Annotated in this window: 10 protein-coding genes and 3 pseudogenes; 3 read left to right on the top strand and 10 right to left on the bottom strand. The window is 35.3% G+C overall.

Annotated features, from left to right (window positions below):
- The 6 genes from ACI6MV_RS19035 to ACI6MV_RS19010 all read right to left on the bottom strand — a co-directional run.
- Positions 1–683 (bottom strand): alpha/beta hydrolase (locus tag ACI6MV_RS19035; protein ID WP_483880221.1); only part of this gene is annotated, 683 nt, incomplete at its 3' end.
- 259 nt (positions 684–942) lie between these two features.
- The gene (nagZ, locus tag ACI6MV_RS19030) at positions 943–2,643 is read right to left on the bottom strand and encodes a beta-N-acetylhexosaminidase (protein WP_407271898.1); all 1,701 of its coding nucleotides are present in this window, start codon (positions 2,641–2,643) and stop codon (positions 943–945) included.
- A 748-nt stretch (positions 2,644–3,391) separates the two neighbouring features.
- Positions 3,392–4,588 carry a class I SAM-dependent rRNA methyltransferase gene (locus tag ACI6MV_RS19025; RefSeq protein WP_407271897.1) on the bottom strand — a complete coding sequence of 399 codons (1,197 nt, stop codon included), beginning with the start codon at positions 4,586–4,588 and terminating at the stop codon, positions 3,392–3,394.
- A gap of 946 nt (positions 4,589–5,534) precedes the next feature.
- Positions 5,535–7,226, bottom strand: a complete 1,692-nt coding sequence (locus tag ACI6MV_RS19020) for an RNA-binding domain-containing protein (RefSeq protein ID WP_407271896.1) — start codon at positions 7,224–7,226, stop codon at positions 5,535–5,537.
- A gap of 167 nt (positions 7,227–7,393) precedes the next feature.
- Positions 7,394–9,742, bottom strand: coding sequence for a TOTE conflict system archaeo-eukaryotic primase domain-containing protein (locus ACI6MV_RS19015; protein ID WP_407271895.1), 2,349 nt, complete (start codon positions 9,740–9,742; stop codon positions 7,394–7,396).
- A gap of 442 nt (positions 9,743–10,184) precedes the next feature.
- A complete protein-coding gene (locus ACI6MV_RS19010) occupies positions 10,185–10,448 on the bottom strand; it encodes a hypothetical protein (protein WP_407271894.1) in 264 nt (87 codons plus the stop codon).
- An 846-nt stretch (positions 10,449–11,294) separates the two neighbouring features.
- Here ACI6MV_RS19010 and ACI6MV_RS19005 point away from each other — a divergent pair.
- Both ACI6MV_RS19005 and ACI6MV_RS19000 read left to right on the top strand, forming a co-directional pair.
- Positions 11,295–11,443, top strand: a pseudogene (locus tag ACI6MV_RS19005) (gluconate 5-dehydrogenase); the annotation flags it as partial.
- A gap of 2 nt (positions 11,444–11,445) precedes the next feature.
- A pseudogene (locus ACI6MV_RS19000) lies at positions 11,446–11,655 on the top strand (glucuronate isomerase); the annotation flags it as partial.
- Here the strand turns inward: ACI6MV_RS19000 and uxaC are convergent.
- From uxaC to ACI6MV_RS18985, 3 genes and pseudogenes are all read right to left on the bottom strand, one after another.
- Positions 11,625–12,683, bottom strand: a pseudogene (uxaC, locus tag ACI6MV_RS18995) (glucuronate isomerase). The pseudogenes ACI6MV_RS19000 and uxaC overlap by 31 nt on opposite strands.
- A 412-nt stretch (positions 12,684–13,095) precedes the next feature.
- Complete coding sequence (locus tag ACI6MV_RS18990) at positions 13,096–14,655, bottom strand: MFS transporter (protein WP_407271893.1); 1,560 nt, start codon at positions 14,653–14,655, stop codon at positions 13,096–13,098.
- A 190-nt stretch (positions 14,656–14,845) separates the two neighbouring features.
- The gene (locus ACI6MV_RS18985; RefSeq protein ID WP_407271892.1) at positions 14,846–15,862 is read right to left on the bottom strand and encodes a glycosyltransferase family 2 protein; all 1,017 of its coding nucleotides are present in this window, start codon (positions 15,860–15,862) and stop codon (positions 14,846–14,848) included.
- A gap of 551 nt (positions 15,863–16,413) precedes the next feature.
- Between ACI6MV_RS18985 and ACI6MV_RS18980 the strand changes: the two genes are divergently transcribed.
- Positions 16,414–16,608, top strand: a complete 195-nt coding sequence (locus tag ACI6MV_RS18980) for a hypothetical protein (protein ID WP_407271891.1) — start codon at positions 16,414–16,416, stop codon at positions 16,606–16,608.
- Between the two features lie 95 nt (positions 16,609–16,703).
- On the opposite strand, the gene ACI6MV_RS18975 is transcribed toward ACI6MV_RS18980, so the two are convergent.
- Positions 16,704–20,252, bottom strand: a complete 3,549-nt coding sequence (locus ACI6MV_RS18975) for a glycoside hydrolase family 3 C-terminal domain-containing protein (RefSeq protein ID WP_407271890.1) — start codon at positions 20,250–20,252, stop codon at positions 16,704–16,706.
- Positions 20,253–20,371 lie beyond the last annotated feature (119 nt).

Below are 20,371 nucleotides of genomic sequence, written 5' to 3'. Positions count from 1 at the left end.
ATACTTCCGTCATTAACTTTCTCTAGCATATCCGCTATAAATCGGTTATCATCCGCCCAAATCTGTACATTATTCCAAACCTTAGAAGATGTGAAATTGCAAAAAAAGTCTGTTACAACCGGAATAATTTCTTCATCCGTATACTGTTCTTTTTTAATTCTTTTAAATTTTTTTTGCATTTTGGAGTTCATTGCATTTTTAAAATCCTTTAATAATAAATCGCTAAACTCTACAAGATTACCATCTGGATATTGAAGTACATTTGCTTCATAAGGATGTCCCACAGATACTACTATGTAGCCTTTACTTGCTAAATCTGAACATAAAACTGTATTTTGCATCGGATAACCAAAATAACCATGATTGAAAAAAATCGCAGGAAAACTTTTTTGTTTTGAAGAAACCGTCACATCTTGATAACAATGCGTTTTTATTTTCCGTACCCTTGTAGAACCAAGTGTGAACTTTTTCAAATGTTTTATTTGTTTTGTAAAGGTATAAGGATACGGGGATTTTTCATCCGAGCTATCGGCAGGATAAAAAACTGTAATAGGAATATTTCTAGGTTCATCCTTTGCAAATTCAAATACCCCCTTTCTATCTTCATCCATAAAAGCCATTTCAGTTATCCCAACTGAATATTTGCCTAGTGGTTTGGGGAATTCTTTAACATTTTTAAACACGTTCATTCCTCCATTGTTAGTTATTTAAATATTTAGAAAATATAAATTTCAAGTACAATTATAACATCTATTATGATTAATAGCGGTATTATTAATTTAGAGTATAATCTAAAGTGGAATTCCTTTATTTCCCCGCCCATAATAACATCAGTACCATATAAAAGAGGCATAACCAGCTGTTTTTAGCCGATCATGCCTTTGTATCATTTGGTCTTTTCTAGTTTATTGTCCCTCATTAGTCAACTTACACTCTATACTCTCAGTTCGCACCACTTGTCAAATAAGTGTTCTTTAATTCAATTATTCTTTTAACACTTTCGTTAATTCGCTCTTCCGTTATCTCGTTGTTCTGCACAGCCTTTTTAATATGCTCTATCACTTCAACAACATTATTATAATCGTGTGCAACGATAGCAACGTCACTTCCAGCTTTAATTGATTGAACGGCAGCCTCTCCAATACCGAAATTATTCATGATTGCTCCCATCGTCAAGTCGTCGGTCATCACAACCCCTTGAAATCCTAACTGCTGACGTAGGATATTTGTAATAACGTTTTTGGACATAGATGCTGGATATACTTCGTCTAGGTTGGGATTTAAAATATGTGCAACCATAACTACATCAGCCCCATGATCAATCGCCGCTTTAAATGGAACTAATTCCATTTTATTTAGCTCTTGAAGGGTCTTCGTAACTTTAGGAAGTTCCACATGAGAATCTACAGACGTATCCCCATGACCTGGAAAATGTTTTACAACGGAAATAATATTTTGTGATTGTATACCAAGCATCGTTTGAATCCCAAGTTTACTAACTAGACTAGCATTTGCGCCATATGATCGATCACCGATAACAGGATTATTCGGATTACTATTAATGTCTAGCACTGGTGCAAAATCAACGTTAAAACCTACAGATTTTACTTGTTGCCCTAATTTCTGACCAATGTTATACGCATAGTCCGGGTCTCCTTTTTCACCGATCTGTTGATTAGTCGGGGTAGCTTCAACACCAGGTATCCTTGTTATCCTTCCACCTTCTTGATCAACACTAACAAAAAGCGGCAAAGGATTCGCACTGTTTTGATTCTTATAATCCTGAATTAATGCCCTTGTCTGTTCATGCGTCACCAAATTGTTAGCATAAAATATTATTCCACCAACATAATATTCCTTTATTAACTTTTCATCATTTGGTTGAAGTGAAGTCCCTTCAACACCGGCAATGACCATCTGTCCTATCTTTTCGCTTAAACTCATGTTAGCAATTATATTAGATTGTGATTGTTCGTCATCATCATTACCATCTTCTTGAATACTAACAATAGAAATATGATCGACCACAGGATTCTGTGATTCATCTGTCGGCTTCGGTAAAATCCACTTTAACTGATAATCTGAATTAACGGCATATTGAAGTATAATTTGGTCGTTTACATCGTCATGGTAATAATTCGTTTCATCCGCATCACCAAGCGTTTCCGTGATTTCCTGATAATGAACCTTTTTTAAATCAGATGTAAAAGACCGCAAATCTACAATTACATCATTTGTGATACCGATCGTTGTTTTCCGCTCTGGAAAATCCTCATAAACCGTATCATCCAGTTCTGTCTTATGTTCAGGGTTTCCCCACGCTTTGGTTACTTCACTTTCCATCGTTTTCCCTGCGATAAAAGGAGAGTTATCTATTTTTCCTTTTTTCGATAACGAAACAATATGATCGATGATATTTTCTCCAGTTTGACTATTTCCATTAGCAAACGGATTATCTTTTTTAACTATTTCATGATGAGACGCTACATGATTATTTCCGAATAGATTCATTTCATCTTTATTGTTAATCGCATAGATGCCTAAAACCGTGACCACACTTAAGACTATTACTGAAAAAATAACTAAAACACGCTTTTTACCTTTTGGTTTATGTCTTCTATTTATTCTATTATCGTTAACCAATGATTTCCACCACCCTTTCGAGGTATATTTAGGCAGCTGAATGAGCCGTCTACTAAATAAAACAAACATCGGATTTTAATCATAGTTTGATTAAAAATCGATGTTTTACTCTTGAATTTTAATGCTCTCTCTAAAATGGTCTGCCACCAACAATGAAGTCTACGTATCTAATCCGAATGGTACCATAGCGATTAAAGAGTAGAATATTAATAAGTATCTGTGTAACGGATTAATTTGCTACTATGGGCAGCTTTTTGAAATAGTACATTTCATGAATTCATTGAATATCAACAAGGTTAACTACTAGTATAGCATTATTTTATAGGAGGGATAGATTATATGTCCATTCGAGTAATAACTATTCACGGACTCAATAAGCTTTTCTTTTGTTTCTTAATGTTATAGCTTCACCCCATATCAATTGTGTACAGCTTTGTATCCTTTTATTTCGGACATTCTAATTTTTGATTACCTTTCATTTGTTTACCATAATCAGCTACAAATGAATGATATAGCGCCTTAACAGCTAATTTTTTTCTCTAAGTTCACCTCGACTTTAGACAAATTATATAATTCGCAGTGTTGGTTACGTATTTTCTTCTTGCGTGTTTTTATTGTATCTCAACCTTCGTTCAGCCAATTTCATAATACTGATTTTCATCTATTCTTATCCACATAAAGTTGAATTAACCTGTTTCCGAACTAGATGTGGATATCAATAGCAATGTAAGTCAATTATGAAATTGACTCAGTTCATTACTTTTATAAATACTACTTTTAAATAATTAAATTCCGGATAGTTATGTGGTACAGTAAAATCTTCAGGCAATTGGTACTCTTCTAAAATTTTGTAGCGTATGTTAGCGTCAGAAAATGCTTTATCAATAAATATTTTAAACTTTTTCATATTAAAGCTTGCATTATTTGTAGATGCAATTATTATTCCACCATCATTGGTAATTTTAAGGGTATCTTTTAGTAGCTTTGGATAATCTTTTGCAGTACTAAATGTCATTTTCTTTGTCCGTGCAAAGCTTGGTGGATCCAATACGACAACATCGAATTTCAAACCATGGCGTGCTGCATAGCGAAAATAATCAAAGACATTCATCACTTTAATGTCCTGGGCTTCATAGTCAATTCCGTTGACTGCAAATTGTTCAATTGTCTTTGGTAGGCTACGTTTTGCCAAGTCCACACTAGTTGTTCCTTTCGCCCCCCCAAGAACTGCTGCTACTGAAAACGCACCTGTATAAGAAAATGTATTGAGAACCGTTTTCCCTTCTGAATAGTGATCGCGTAATGCTTTTCGTACCTTACGTTGATCTAGGAATATCCCCGTCATTGCCCCATCATTTAAATCTACGGCATATTTCATCCCATTTTCTGAAACAATTAGAGGAAATTCCCCCTTTTCACCTAACACGTAATCATCCTGTTCTAGGTATTGTCCATTATGATTAAAACGTAACTTCTCATAAAGGCCACGAGCATCTATCACTTCACTCAAAACTTGGTATATATCATCACGGAAAGAATAAATACCTTCACTATACCAACTCACCATATAAAAGCCGTTAAAGAAATCAATAATCAATCCTCCAATACCGTCTCCTTCCCCATTAAACACACGGAAAGCAGTTGTATCTTCTGTTTCATAAAAACTAGCTCGCTTTGCAACTGCTTCACTAATTTTCTTACCAAAAAACTTCTTATCGATCTTTTCCTGTTCCTTAAGAGTTAACACCCAACCTATTCCTTTATTTTGCAAACCATAATATGCTGTTGCAATATACCTACCATTGGAATCAATTAAGCGCAAGATACTCCCCTCTTTCATCGATACTCCTGAAATTTCAATAGCTTCTTTTGAGAGTAACGGATAACCATTTGTTATCTCTTTAACCACCTTCGATTTTAACTTTACATCTAATAACTGTCTCATATAGTCCTCCTTACTTTTAATATTTGAGTAAATTTCATAATTAACTTACACGTGCTATTCAAATCCTCTTATAGTTTTGGAATCGGGTTGTTCCAACTGTATGTGGATTTGAATAGTTGAAAATCAGTATTATGATATTGACTAATTTATTTTAATTATGACATTATTTTATAAAATAGGCGAAAGTAGTATTATATCCATCTATTTGGCTAAGCGCTTCCCTAAAAATCACAACAACAATGAGTATGGTGAATCTAGACCGATTAAGGCGGAGAAGCGAAATTACGTAATAGAAGTGTTACTCTAATTTAGGAAAACTGATCATATTGAAAATCATTAATTGTGGTACATGTCATAGGCTGCATCCAAGATCGATAAAACAAACAATAGATTAACCATTACCGGTTTGAAATTAACCAGAATTAGCAATAAGAATAGATCATGGGCTAGAAACGTAGATTATTATGCCATTATTATTAATTTTCATCACTTTAAATCAAATCCAGTAAAAGAAAAAGGCTTCTCAAAAGTTTAATCAACTAATGAGAAGCCTCTTTTAAATATCTAATATTAAGCAATTGCTTCAATAAACTGCACATAATCCTTATATATCAAGGGTTGGGAGCACTTATTACATCATGCCGCCCCTATGGTGGGAGTGTGTAATATCGTTAACTAGGTGTGCGCAGAGTGCGTAATATCAAGGTTTTGTTAAATTTTCACTGTAACATCTTTAACGCGGTTTAACCGTTTTTTACCGGATTGCGTTAGCAAAATGTTAGCATTACTTAGTTTGTTGCCAAATTTTTATGTCTGTAATGTATTAACTGGCATTATACTCGATTTATTAATGTCCCTATTTTGTCCCTATTTTGTCCTTATTTTCCTATTAGAACCTTATAAAGCAAGGGATTTATTCCAGTATTTCCCCCTTTTGTCCCTATTTTTAAGGAGAATAAATATATTTGGTTCCGGCCCCCTTGCCGACAATCTTAACACCATCTGGCTCCAATTCTTTAATCAAACGTTGTACTTGCTTTTGGTTCATCCCTGTCAATTTCCTTATCTCCTTATTAGTTAAGCTTCGATCTGTTTTTAATATTGATAAAATGCGAATTTTTACTGCTTCCTTATCCAAAATTTGTTGGCGCTCATATTGTAATTCGCCTTTTAATAACTCATATGCAGTTCGGGAAAGAGTAAAGTATCTCCCTTTACCACGACCAATTGATTCTAATAAATTGAACTCATTTTGCATCTTACTAAGCAATTCACGCGCTTGCTCCATACTCCTTTGCGCAACTTCCGCAGCTATTGAGGTGTCAATTTCTTCATGTCTAATTAAATATTGCAATATAAGTAGGTGATCAACATCAATGTGATTATTTTCATGCGATAAATGATTAATTAAGTTTTTAAAATCCTTGTTTAATGGAGAAGAGATAAAGGTTAGCTCCACGTTACTACCAACTTCTCGATAAATCGGAGGTTCTTTCCCCTCAATTAAAAGTGATCGAAATATCCTTGATACACCGAGATTAGATCGGTTCACTAATTTTAATCTATCTAACAGATCCATCAAGTGATTATTTCTTGCCACTGGGGGATGGTGTAGAATATTTTTAGGTGTAATTCCACCAACAAACTCTCCAGGATTGGTTAGTATTAACTTATCTTTATATTGCTTCAACATGATAGTACCATTCATTCGATAATCCCTATGACCAAATGCATTCAACAAAGCTTCTCTTAAAGCAATTGTCGGATATGTACTAAACTCTGGATGTACCAGTCCAGATTCTACAGTTACCATTGGATTATCCACAGCTATGTACCGTTCCAATTCATACAATGCTACTGGAATAGCATGAGTTCCATCATCTCTATGAGAATAGTCAGTATCACTGATCATCTTTCTAAACGACCACTTATATTGTGGGATAAATTTAGAAATAGCTTCAGGCTTTCCAACAAGTAACAGTGAGCCTTTAGTAAAAAAATCTCCCTTTAACGCTCCAATAGACCTCAATAAATCTTCATCAGATAAAGTTAAAAGACTTTCATCAACTCTTTCTCTAGACATAATTTCACGGACCCGCTCCATGGCCGAATGCGAGAATAGATTTTGCCAGTCCTCATGGATTATTTCAGCAGTAAAGTCCAACTGTGATGAAGTATCCATCATTTTACGTCTTAACGACCCGGTATAAGGAATACAATCCTTCCCCTGTCTTATCGTTGCAGAGCCATCAGTAGTAGTATAAGGCGGCATACCCGGAAACACATTCATCAACAGTAGACGTGTTGAGCCTTCTAGTACGGTTATATCCTCGAAAACTGGTGTTAGATGCGGATCAGTTTTTTCGTATATCCTTTTTTGAAGTAGCGCAGTATCAACCTCTTTTGGAACACCTAATATAGCATTAGACCTTCCTTTGACTTTATCTGCAACACCAAATATAACACTTCCGCCTCCACCGTTTGCCATACATACTGCCATTTTTAACATTAACTTTATGTTGTCATCAAAACTTCTGGTTATCCACTGCTTAAAATCTAATTGTTGTGATTCCAGTTCATCAGCTACACTTGTTTCTAACTTATTTAGCAGTATCTGTACCTCTTCTTTAGATATCATAAAATTTCACCTCCATAAATAAATGAGATTTGACCCTTATCATTTAAAGAAATTATAACTCATTACTTACTAAGAATAATACCATCGTTGCCTCAATTACCTTCTAGACAAAATTATAATCAAGTATTTGTTAAATTGTGTATATCGCTTTATATATTTTCAAACTACTAGAATAATTGAATTTGTTGGCTTTTCTCTTTATTTTCACCATTTAGACTATAACCAATATTTTTATATCCCTTTAACCGCTTCTGAAACATTTTCTGTAAAACTTCCACATTCGAGTCTACATAATCAAACACTTTTACTTCATCCTTATTAAGATGGTCCCGGTGGAGACGCCCAACATATTGCTGCAACGTTCCTTTCCATGAGATTGGCATTGTTAGAAAGAGTGTATCTAATCTAGAATCATCAAACCCTTCTCCAACATATTTTCCAGTTGCAATCAACAATCTCTCCTCACTATCCGGGAGTTCGATTAACTTTTGTATTTTTTGTTGTCGTTCTTTCTTTTTCATAGCTCCAGTTAAAATAATTATATTTTTAGCAAAGCCTTTAAAAAGTTCATATAGCTCATCAATATGATCTAAGCGCTCCGTTAACACTATAGGCGATCTCTTTTCATCTAGCGCTTGTAAAACATCGTTAAAAATCATACCATTTCGTTCTTTATTATTAGCTAACATAGAATATATAGCTTGTATGTCCGTTTCATTCGTTTTTAAGTCTGTTTCTCTTTGTACGAGTGTTTGTTTAAACGAGCGAATACTCGCTTGTATTTTTTTATTGGTTTTATACCTTATTGGTCCACACTGCATAAATATGATCGGGTGCAAACCGTCTTTTCTAACTGGGGTTGCTGTTAAACCGTAAACTTTTTTTGCTCGAATTGCTTTTAATACCTTTTCAAAGCTAACGGCTGAAATGTGATGACATTCATCCACGATAATTTGCCCATAATGATGTAACTCAGGTTTGATTTCACCATTATGATTAAGTGATTGAATCGTAGCTATATCTATATGATAGCTTGGTTTGTTTTTTCCACCACCAATTTGGCCAATTTCTTTTACTGGGATGTTTAGAAAAGTGGATAATCGCTCTTTCCATTGTTCAACCAACTGTGTTCGATGCACAATGATGAGTGTATTGGTTTTACTTCTACTAATTAATGCTGCAGCCGTCACCGTTTTCCCAAATCCTGTATCTGCTGCTAATACTCCATTATCATAATTAGCCATTGATGTAACAGCATCCTCTTGTTGGATAGAAAGCTGACCGTGAAAATTTCCATCAATTACTTTTCCTATATTTTGTTTGTTAAGTGTTTTAAGAGATATTTTATATTTCAAAAAAATATCCTCTACTTTTTCTATTAATCCCCTTGGTAATAGAAGCTTATTGCCATTTATTTGTGTACAATCAATCATTCTAGGAATCCGATGTGTAGAAAACCGTTTTGCTTGGGCTTTGAAAAATTCTGGATTTCCAAATGTCGCAAGTTTTTGTAACTCAATTAGTATCTTACTAGGTAATAAATCCTTAGGAATTTCAATACCATGATTTAATTCGATAGTAATTTCTTTTGGCAAGTTAATATTCTCAACTTGCTCTTTTACCATAATAGGATTCTCTTCAATGGATAAGTTTTTCACTATTTGTAAGATATCTTTTTCAGATATCTTTTTAACCGTAGATAAATATTGCCATTGATCGTCGTATTCCTGAAATGAATCGTTTACGAATACACTATTACCTTTCATTTTTGCTTGTTTTTGTAATGGGAGGGCAATTAAATTGCCAAAACCACCTTTAGGTAATATGTCTTGGTTAGGGAACATTCTATCAAAGGAATCCATACCAACTTCAAAGCGTTTTTCACTTGTTTTGGATAATAGAATCCTCCCAAACTTCCTAGCTAATGAAGCACTTATTGCCTTCTCGAAAAACAACCATACATGAGCCCCTTCTCCTGATCGGGAACGTTCGATGTGATATGGTAGCCCTAATATTTTACAAGTTTCACTAAATGCTTGTACGTCATCTTGCCAATGTTTTTTATCAAAGTCCATTGCTAGAAAATAACACGTATTGTCTTTAAGTAACGGATATACCCCTACCGTTTTACTCCCACTTAAATGTTCGTAAATAACTTGGGGGATTAAGGTATGAAATGATTGATTAGAGCAATCCTGACATTTGATTTTAGGTTTTCGACAAAGCTCTTTATCCCACTCGTTAGCACATACAGGTGAATAACCAGATTTGCCAGTAGTGCTCGATTCCCACCTTTTTGCAAAAACGTCTGATCTTCCACGAAAAAGGTTCATGAATAGCAAAATAGCCGCTTTTTCCTTAGGAGAAAAAGCAGTCTTTGTTTTCGGTTGAGATGTTCGAGTGTAAGAGTTACTAAGACCTTCTGCTTTATAGAGATCCTTTTTTAATTGCGCATTCTCTTTTTTTAATCTATCAATTTCTTTTAAAGCAGACCTAAGTTGTTCTTGAATATCCATAAGGGTACTCCAATCACTAAAAACTTTAACTCTAGTTTAGCCAAATGGACTTGTTTAACAGTGAAAGCCAAAACTATATTATGAGAGTCTAGATTACTCATTGTGATTCTTTTCTGTCGACTGAACAACGTTCTCCATATCTCAACTTGTTTTTTACTTTAAAGAGAATAATGAGAGACCAACACAATTGTGTAGCAATAACTCTTTTATATATGTCTCCTCTACTACCGGCAGAAATAACATAAATTATTAATTCCTTGTCCTTAACTTCGTAAATTATTCTAAAACCTCCAATACGCAAACGAAAAGCACTGTCTACACCTTTTATGAACTAATGTCTAAAATCCCTATATGATAGAGGTCTTCAGCTAAGGTGAGCAGTGCTTCTCTTATTCGTTTTCTAGTTGGCTTATCTTGTTTTTTTATATGTTTTGCCGCCTGCTTAGAATATAGCATTTCCTACATAATCATCTTCTTCAAAAACATCTTCATGCGTATAAGATTCACCATTTTGGAATTCTTTTTTCGCTTTTTTAATAGCTCTCAAAACCTCATCAGTAGGATCTATAGATGGAAAAGAGTCTTTATTAGGTCTTTTATTATGCTTCTTTATATAGAGCATTTTTTGGATGACTTCTGGTATTTCCTCTTCCTCCAACTCATCTAACATTTCATGTGCTAGCTTACGAATATCCTGCATCGCCATTCATTACACCTCCAAAAAACACATCTTGTTTCCTTCATTGTATAATATTGTTCTTACTATAGTCACTCTCACATAATATGCAACATTCTATCATTAAGAATAACCCTTAACGACTATAAAAGGAAAAAGGCTTCTCAAAAGTTTGATTAACTAATGAGAAGCCTTTTCTATATATCTGATGTTAGCATTTTGTTAGCAAATCATTACATGAACCCTTATATATCAAGGATTTGGGGCGATATTACATCATGCCGCCCCTATGGTGGGAGTGTGTAATATCTTTAACCTGGTGTGCGTAGAGTGCGGTATTTTAAGGTTTTGCTAAATTTTGTCTGTAACATCTTTAACAGGGATTTACCATTTTTCACTGGATTGCGTTAGCAAAATGTTACCATTGGTTAATGAGTGATTTTAATAATATCTTACCCAGTTGGGCTGATAGCTTTTTGTTGTTTTCTCTAAAGCATTAATCCAATCACCTATATCCTGTAGCTTAATTTTCAATTCCTTAAAACAGATACTAGTAGAGTCCGCCGTTTTCCACAAAGTTTCTAGTGCATACCTCCATTATAAGGATATTGAATCATGGGCTAATATGCTATAAAATCCGTCCTTCTTCACTCTAATTCATGTGCCATCTTTGGAACAATCAACATCATATGATAAATGCTTGAAATTCCATCCTTATATAGTTCTTTTTACATAGTAGGTATCAAATTGCCCCCATCTAGAAGAGAAATCCCTCATTTTCAGTGGGGAATTTAAGTTATAATTTTTTCTATACTATTCAATTTCTCCATTTTCAAATGTTACTCTGTACAAATACTCAATAGTATGAAAATGATTATCAACAGTGTTACACAATTTTAGCAATAGAATTTGCACCACATTGTATAAAGGTGAACGCGATTATCCAAGGATTCTTTCCAGCAGAACAAACACGCAAAATCTTAAGTGAAGAACGCATCGAATCCATCATGGGACATAGCCCATTGGAATGGCAGGGAACTTTCAATCAGGTGATATACCTGGTAAGGTTCAAATAGGAACAGTTTGGTGGTTCAATGATCATATCGATGGCATGGAAGAGCAAATGAAGACTTTAGCAAACATCGGCCTAATTAGTAACTTTATTGGAATGTTAATGGACTCAAGAAGTTTTCTGTCCTTTTCACGTCATGAGTACTTATCTCTAGCGTTAAGCGAATACAGAACCGTTTTCGGTAACGCGTCTTTCTTATCTAATGCATCAAGGAAAAGTGCTAACGGTTCCGCTAAAAGAGGATCTCCAATGGAATCAAAACCACTATCAGAGCCAAGTATTTCAAACATGCGAGAATTATTATTGCGCAATGGACTCAAGTGCAATTGCATAACCCAACCTTTTACTGCATACAGTTCACCCAATTTAATTAACGTATAAGTTTTAAATTGATTCATTTCTTTATTCGTTAGGTTACCACCTTTTAAACGCTTTTCAAATACTTTTGTTACCTCCTCTTTTGAGGTATCTTCAAAAAACATAACATTTATACCATGGTCTGAACTTCGGCACCCCTGTTCGTCAAAATAGTCTATTCTATCAGCAAGAGCGGCAAAAAAATCATCATAAGTGGTTATTTCTTTATTAGAAATCTTGGCAAGCTTTTCTATCCAGGAAAGGAAATTGCTTGATTTAATATCCAATCCTTTATCCGGTCGAAAAGATGGTGAAACAGTAGTAGAAAAATCTTCCTTATCTAATAAAGAATGATATGCCAAATTATCTGTTGGATCATCAGTTGTTCCCACAAACACAACATTATTCTTTTTTAAAATAGACCTTACTGACAATTCAGATGATGCGAGTTTTTGATTTGCCTCTTCCCAAATTGCTGGGGCAGTTTCTTCATTTAATTGATAATTAATATCGAAATACCGTAACAATTCCAGATGTGTCTAATGATATAACGGATTTCCAATTGTGTTAGGAACCGTTCTAGCCCAAGCTAGAAATTTGTCATAGTCACTTTTGCTCCCTGTTATATATTCTTCGCTTATTCCGTTAGCTCTTAATGCTCGTCACTTATAGTGGTCCCCACTAAGCCATATCTCCGATAGATTGCTAAAATTTTTATACTGAAGAATTTCTATTTGATTCAAATGACCATGGTAATCGATAATTGGTAATTGCTTCGCGACATCATGATAAAGTTCTCTCGCTGTGTCATTATAAAGAAGAAAGTCTTCAGTCATAAATGTTGTACTGATTGCCTTCATATTTATCTCCCTTAGATCTTATAATTCAATTTAAATTTTCAATAAGTATCATAATTTTTTTCTTCAGTTAAAGCTTATTAAGTCGTTTACCCTTATTAAAGCATTCCTTTTTTCAATTTATAAGGTTATCACTGTGCAAACTCCTATAATTCAGACTATATAAACCGTCTAATCTTACCAATCTAGTAATTTGTAACTTGGTTTATTAACCAAAAGCTGCCCAGTTACTCACGATGGTTTTTTACCATACTACTTCCCAATGCTAAACTCTAAACTGCATTAAAGTAATGTTTATATAGCCCTTGTATTTTTCATATGGTAGATAGCTTGTAAACAAGCACAAATATTTATATAGGAGTAGTCAATATATCCTGCCAAAACGTCCGTATTATTTGCCTAAACTTAGATCCGGTCTGGAACTCACCTGGTCAACATTCTTATAGGTATCCATTGCTTCCTTTCTACTCATACCTTTAGAAATAGCCTTTTTACGGACCGCATTGATTGACTGAATTTCTTCCATTCGTTTACCGTTAAGTGTATAAAATTTCATTGCAATAAGAGAAGCTATCCATGCCAGCATAGGCACGACACAGAACAAGATGATAACGGCAGTTTTCATTCCATCTACATAAGCTGTATCCACATCCGGCAAATTTTGCATACTTAAGACCACTAAAACGACAACGCCCACAATTGTTGATGACAGACTGGATACCATCTTGTCAGCAAGACTGAGTAGCGTACCAACCATACCGGGGACATACCTTCCACTCCGATAAACTTCATAGTCTGAGCAATCGGCAACCATAGGAATGGACATATCAGCAGTAGAATAGAAGGCACCGAAACCAATCATATAGAATAAGATGAATAGAATCGTGTATAAATTAATGTTGGTTAATGACAAGGTTGTAGATGGATCGCCCTGCTGCCATAGCACAAGAAGGCTTAGAACACCTGTGTACATAATCACGGCTATTGCATTACAGGTAATCATACCAAGTTTCTGCCCATGCTTTTGAGACAATTTCAAGTTGAGTAGGAAAAACGGCGCCGCACCCACAAAACCAATGATATATATTGGAAGATATAACTCATTGAAATCACCCATCATAATTCCAAACAGCATTATACTTATAGCAGAATTCTGAGCAATTGAACTAGCCAGTTTACTTCCTCCGGCAGCAATGATAAGCATATTCAAATTCTTGTTGTGTCTTATAATATCAATGTAATCTCGAACCTTGTATTTCTGTGGTTCACCTCCATCTCCAAAGTACTCTGGCTGATCTTTATCCTTGATCCCAATTACTGCAAGTATCGCCAATAACATGGAGACTATAATAACCATAGGTACGACAAGGTTGAAAAACGCTACCGTTCCAAATCCGACACGACCACCCCAGAGACTGGCGACACCCATTATTAGACCCATTCCTATAAATGAGGCAACAGTGTTGAAAATATTGAACATCGGACGTTGTTTCGGATCATTTGTAATACATGTCTGGCCACCACGTGTACAAGAAGTTTGGAATGTATATCCAATAACGAATATGGCATAAAACAGGATAAATAACCCATATCGAAGTCCCATCATGCTCTCTGGGATATACCGTGTACCAAAGAACATCAATAATGCGCTCACCGCAAGAATAATGTTTCCCCCTAGCATAAATGGACGAAACTTACCAAATTTTGTCTGTGTTTTATCAATCAATGCACCAATTATTGGATCGGTTACCGCATCAAAAATACGCATAATAGTTACAATCATCGTTGCAAACAATAATGTAAGACTCAACACACCATTAGCATAGTATGCGATATAATTCATAGTTAAAATAAAATATGCGTTAGTAGAACCATTATTTAAAGCAAAAAGAAGCATCTGCCAGGACTTAGCTTTATGTACAGCATTTGATGCATTTAATTCCTCACTCATCTGTAACTATCCTCCTTAATCATTCATTTACCTATATTTCTACTTCATTGAATGGTAATTACAAGCACTGGAATGAACACCTAAAAATTCCGGACAAATCTCTTCAGAACAATCAAGATAAGGTGGCCAGAGAAAGGATTTTTTTAGATACAGGATCCTCGGAAGTAATTATTAACTCCATCCTGTCCAGTTAGTTAAAGCCCACAATTTTTTGTGACAACTTATATGCTGCTACAGTTACCATTTTTCCGACTCTTCCCGGAATATTGGTTAATAAGCCCAATAAACTGATACGCAGTTTCCAAAATAGTATAAAATCTTTTTTTCTAATAAACTTCCATAACTCACTTTTTTTCTTATAGTTTTCTTTCATCCCAGAACGGATTAAAAAAACTGAAGAAATCACCGTTGTTATTTCCAAATGATTGAACATGTATTTGCGTAACTTTTTATTATCTAGTTCACTTAAATCTACCAATTCCATCATTAGTTTATTTACTTTAATCTGCTGATCTATTCTGTCAATCATCATTAATTCATTTACAGATTGATCCTGTCTGCCAATATAATATCTATAAAAATCAACATTTAAATAGAAGATTTTCTTAACATAAGGTAATGGTAGATATACAAACAAGTTGTCAACATAAAATGTATGCTTGGGTAATACCAAATTCGATTCACGAAGTATTTTAGTTCTATATATAATGGAATGCATCAAAATATATTTACCTTTTCGAAAACTGCCAACATCATCCCATGTAAATATTTCGTTTTCGGGCAATATATTTTCATAATTCATAATTGTTGATTTACTGATGCCCACTTTTTCATAAACATAATTGCTGATAAACATATCAACAGGTTTATTTGAATTAGTTAATTCGAGAAGTTTTTCAAGAACTTTGGAATATGCCTCTGGTTCTACCCAATCATCACTATCAATCACTTTGAAATAAAAGCCAGATGCATTACGTAAACCAGTATTGATAGCATCTCCATGTCCACCGTTTTTTTGATGAATAATCTTCACAATATGTGGATGGCAATTCGCATATTCATCTGCAATTCTTGCGGTATTGTCTGAAGAACCATCATTAACAATTATGATTTCTATTTTCGCTCCACCTAGCAGAAGAGAATCTATACATTTCCTCATATATTCTTGAGAATTATAACAAGGAATAACAATAGTCAATAATTTCATAGCTGCAATCCCCCTCATATAATTGGAGAGTTATAGTCATTTGCTAAGTGCCAAAATGCGTTTTCTATACATCAATTTAAAGCCTCACAGGATATAGTAAAAGTAAATCATCTAGAAATAAATCCACCAATCTGAAAGGAATTGTATATGATTTTGATACCACATAAATAGCTTTCTCCAGGAGAAATTAATTCCAATTGCTCTTATCATATTGCATATGAAAAGCATCTTTTTGTGCATTCGCTTAACCGATATTCCAAAGCACTAGCCAACATGAAGATCCCTTTATCATTTTGGTATCGAAGCTTTAATCACCGCGAATAAACCACAATATGCCAACAAGTTCATCAAGCAACTCAAAAATTTAAAAAAGCACATAATATTGCGACTCCTATGACGCTTACAATGTAGTTTCTAGGCCATCACCTTTCCGTCTTCCTATAATTTTACATTTGTATATCAGTGAGCATTTCTAGTTGTTCTTCTATATCGGTATGGTTAAAAATGGCCTTGGCAACGTTCGAAATATTTCCTTCGTTAATTAAGATTTCATGGATTCTCATCCAGATATTACAGTGGATAAGAAAACGGATTCTCTAGACGAAAATAAATCGGTTCACGATACCAAAGCTCTTATACTTGCGTTGAAGTTTTTTAAGAAACATCTTCTGATTATTAAGAAAAATTTAGTTGGTGACACTACTGAAAATGCCACCACCATCTATAAAACATCTTTGCAGAATTAGCATTTAAAAGGCTTACATCTCACTTATAGTTGTATAGGAATCCACCAAAGACTTCAAGTAAAGTTTCCGTATCCACAACCACAAGGCACAGAATGCTACATTGCATCATGCTGATTTACTGGTTGTTTTTTACGTTGAATATTAATTAATGTAATTATCGTCCAAACAATTGAAGCAGCAAGTAAAATGCCAAGTATAATATCGGTCCATTTTAGTAAAGATTGCCACCATGGTGTCACGTTTATTATCTCAGCATCCGGCGAAATACCGTTCATAGCATTGGAATGAACAGTAGTATAAAGAATACGATGCATTGCTTCTCTCATCGCCCATGCAACATCGGCATGACCCGTACCAGGCTTAGCTCCGTCAAGGTGCTCTGGATACATTATTCCATCTACCAAGTTACCTCCAGCAACCAACAATGCCGGCAAATTCATATAAGGAGACGCGGTACCATACCACATGTCGGTTACAATGATCCCGTCCATGCCTAATTCCTTGCGAAGAAAATTGGTGCTAAGACCTTCATTCATGCCGCTCCAGTATAGACCCATACGGTTGAAAGCAAGCATTACGCCACTTGCGCCATCAAGGGTAACAGTATCTCCGTTATAATTGTACTGAGTTCCTTCAATTGTTATCGGTAATTCAAACGCGCGCATATAGATTTCTCTTATACTTTGCTCGTTTGCCCATACGGAGATACCACGGCGTAAATCTTCCTGGTCATTAAGTCCAATATGTTTATTGTATAAATATAAGCCATGACCTTCCATAGCGGCCGCTTCATATGCAACCATCTTACCGGTGAGGAACCCGTCTTCACTGTAATATTCAAAGTTTCGTCCAGAATAAGGAGTGCGTTGTATGTTAGAGCCCGGTCCGTACAATCCGTTATAACCTGCCCAAAGTGCATCTTCACCTATCATATTTCCAACTTCATACATCAAGTCAATGTTGAACGTTGCCGCTAAAATGCCATTCGAAGGATAATTCATTGGTTTGGAATTTTTATCTGGATCTTCTAATCTCGTAGCTAATCCGGATGGTCCAGCACTATATGGCTCTGTCAATCCTGTAGGTCCATTATGATCAAGAGTTTCAGGTTTGCTTATCGAGTTAATTTGTCCCGTTCTGCGCATACCTGTAGGAATTAGGTTGGCATAATCTTCCCAAGAAAGCTGATCGAGCAGCTGCTCCCAACGTTGATCATCATATTCAATCTTGTTGCCATCTGAGTCTACACGTAAATCCATCAGTTTCAGTTTGGTCTTTTTGCCATTTTCGTTTAAATCATAAGTTTCATATGCAGGATATTCTGTATCTACAGTAGGAAGTTTGATTTCACCTTGTCTACCTAAAGCATCCAGATCCTCTTGCATGTGTTCGTTCCAATGAAGAACAACGCCATCACCCCAACTTTCAGGTGTTGTACCAACCCAATTACTACGCGTTATATAGGTTACGCTTTCGTTACCCCTATTTTCATACTTATTGTAATCTGCAAAATCGAATTGATTTGTAATTTCTGCATTAGTAGCAACTGAATGCGTATATTTTGTAGTGTCTAAATCATATTGAAGCGCTGATGATACCAAGTCTTTATTTCCATCTGCATCCATTCTGTTCGATGTATTTGACTTTGTATATCCTTTCTGGGCCAGAATATTATTTATTGCATCGTGAGAATCCCTAGCAGCAGTTAGATAATAATCACCTTCCGTTAGGATATAAGTTTTAGCATTCTTAGAATCATAAGAAGCAAACTGTCTTTCATCAACAACAACATGCACAGTTTCCTTTTCATTAACATCTAAATTTGTAGTTTTAGCGAATCCTACAAGTTCTACGGACGCTGCTTCGACTCCATTTTGCTTATTATAAGTACCGTATGGCTTCTGGAGATAAATTTGTACTGTTTCTTTACCAGAATATGGTCCATTATTTGTAACATCAACACTGACAGTGTATTTGGCATCCGAACCTGTACCACTTTTTTCTGTTTTAAAATTCGAATACTCAAAATCAGAATATGACTTTCCATAACCGAATGGATAAGAAACTGTGTTAGTATAGTCATATTCCCCAGAATTTTCAACACCCATAGCATAGTCTTCATACCTGGTTTCCGTATACTTATAGCCGAGATAAATACCCTCTTGATATACAACATAAGCCGTATCCTGATTAGGTGAACCATCGTTATTCACTGCATTAGGAGCACCTTCATAAGCAGTTACACCGAAATTAGCAAGCACAGGGTTTTTATCATGTGACTTCCAGAATGTAGTTGATAATTTGCCTGAAGGATTAATATTTCCGGCAAGAATTTCGGCGACGCCGTAAAGACCTGTTTGTCCTGGCATGCCAATCCATAGCGCTGCATCTATACCATATTCCGAATCGTCAATAAATCCAGCTTCTACTTGATTAGCATAGTTAAGCAAGACAATTATTTTTTTGAATATACCAGCGTCTTTTTTCATCTTTAGCCCTGAAAGCAACTCTCTTTCCTTCGGTGACAGTTTTAAATAATCCCCGTCAGTTGAATCGCCAGCAGATCCGTCAGAGTCATCAAGCGTGCTAAGGGACAGAGTGCCGCGTGGCAAATCTGAACCTTCTCCGCCAACACGGGTAAGTACGACTATCGCAGCATCGCCAAATTGAGTAAATGAAGAACCATTTGCCTCATCGACTTCTGACCAAGGTGCTTCACCAATAACTTTTATCCCAGTTACACCTGGACCGGTGGAGCCAGACTGTCTCTTGTATTGTGCTTGTTCTGAAGCTGAATACCAATCCCACAGCGTATCATTTACATCTAATAAATTTTCTCTTTCAAATGCTTGTTTAAATGTAGGAGCACTAGATGCATCAACATGTCCCGAACCCGATCCACCGTATGCCGGATCAACAGATGAAATACTAAACAGACTAACCGAGCGTTCATCAGAATTTAAAGGAAGTGCATTATTTTGGTTCTTTAAAAGCACGGCCCCTTCACCCATAACTTTTTCAACGAGTTCTTGTCCGGCTTTCTTTAAATCTGCAATATTTTTGAATTTTGAAGGATAATATTCGTAATCTTTCCCAGAATCACCATCGTTAGTCCATTTAAAAGTTGGAGTATTCAACGAACTGTTTATTGCTGGAGCGTTCTCAGTAGCAATAGTTGTTCCAACCAACATGATACCAAGCAACACAGCTGTAACAGGTACAGATGCTTTTACTAGAAACTTTTTGATAGATGATACCCTAAATACACCAACCAAGTTAACAATCAATCCCACCACAAATAAAATGAGGGTGATAAAGAAAGATGCTTGCCAAGTAGAATCAATACCTACAAACGCAGCAGAAATATATGGGTACATGGCGTACAAGAAATACAAGAATGCCAAGAAATGGAACAGCGACATGATCACTGGTACTAAAACCCGCTTAATATAAAGAAATGCACCAGCTAATACAATACCTACGATTAACAGCCAAAACGCTATCCACGACATGCTATCCATACTAGTATTGGCCCTGCCATAATAAGAGGTATAAACTATTAAAGTAAGTAAAGACAACAAAATGCCGAAAATAGATACTCTATAACCACGCTTCTTGACCACAGAAACATCTTTTTTGTTCATAACGTTTTCCTCCTCAGATCTTACAGGATGATCGGTGTCTAAATAGAGTAACAAAGTTGAACTCCTATTTTACCTTCTCAATTAGAATTTTTTCTTTCATCCTGTAAAGAAAAATATAT

Source organism: Radiobacillus sp. PE A8.2 (genome assembly GCF_045635475.1).
Lineage (GTDB): Bacteria > Bacillota > Bacilli > Bacillales > Amphibacillaceae > JBJGXI01.
This window is presented reverse-complemented; position numbering and strand designations above follow the sequence as displayed.

What these genes read in the sequence shown, in the direction of transcription:
- ACI6MV_RS19025 (WP_407271897.1), bottom strand. Translation starts at nt 4,588, where the DNA reads ATGAGACAGTTATTAGATGTAAAGTTAAAATCGAAGGTGGTTAAAGAG.
- ACI6MV_RS19020 (WP_407271896.1), bottom strand. Translation starts at nt 7,226, where the DNA reads ATGATATCTAAAGAAGAGGTACAGATACTGCTAAATAAGTTAGAAACA.
- ACI6MV_RS19015 (WP_407271895.1), bottom strand. Translation starts at nt 9,742, where the DNA reads ATGGATATTCAAGAACAACTTAGGTCTGCTTTAAAAGAAATTGATAGA.
- ACI6MV_RS19010 (WP_407271894.1), bottom strand. Translation starts at nt 10,448, where the DNA reads ATGGCGATGCAGGATATTCGTAAGCTAGCACATGAAATGTTAGATGAG.
- ACI6MV_RS18990 (WP_407271893.1), bottom strand. Translation starts at nt 14,655, where the DNA reads ATGAGTGAGGAATTAAATGCATCAAATGCTGTACATAAAGCTAAGTCC.
- ACI6MV_RS18985 (WP_407271892.1), bottom strand. Translation starts at nt 15,862, where the DNA reads ATGAAATTATTGACTATTGTTATTCCTTGTTATAATTCTCAAGAATAT.
- ACI6MV_RS18980 (WP_407271891.1), top strand. Translation starts at nt 16,414, where the DNA reads ATGGATTCTCATCCAGATATTACAGTGGATAAGAAAACGGATTCTCTA.
- ACI6MV_RS18975 (WP_407271890.1), bottom strand. Translation starts at nt 20,252, where the DNA reads ATGAACAAAAAAGATGTTTCTGTGGTCAAGAAGCGTGGTTATAGAGTA.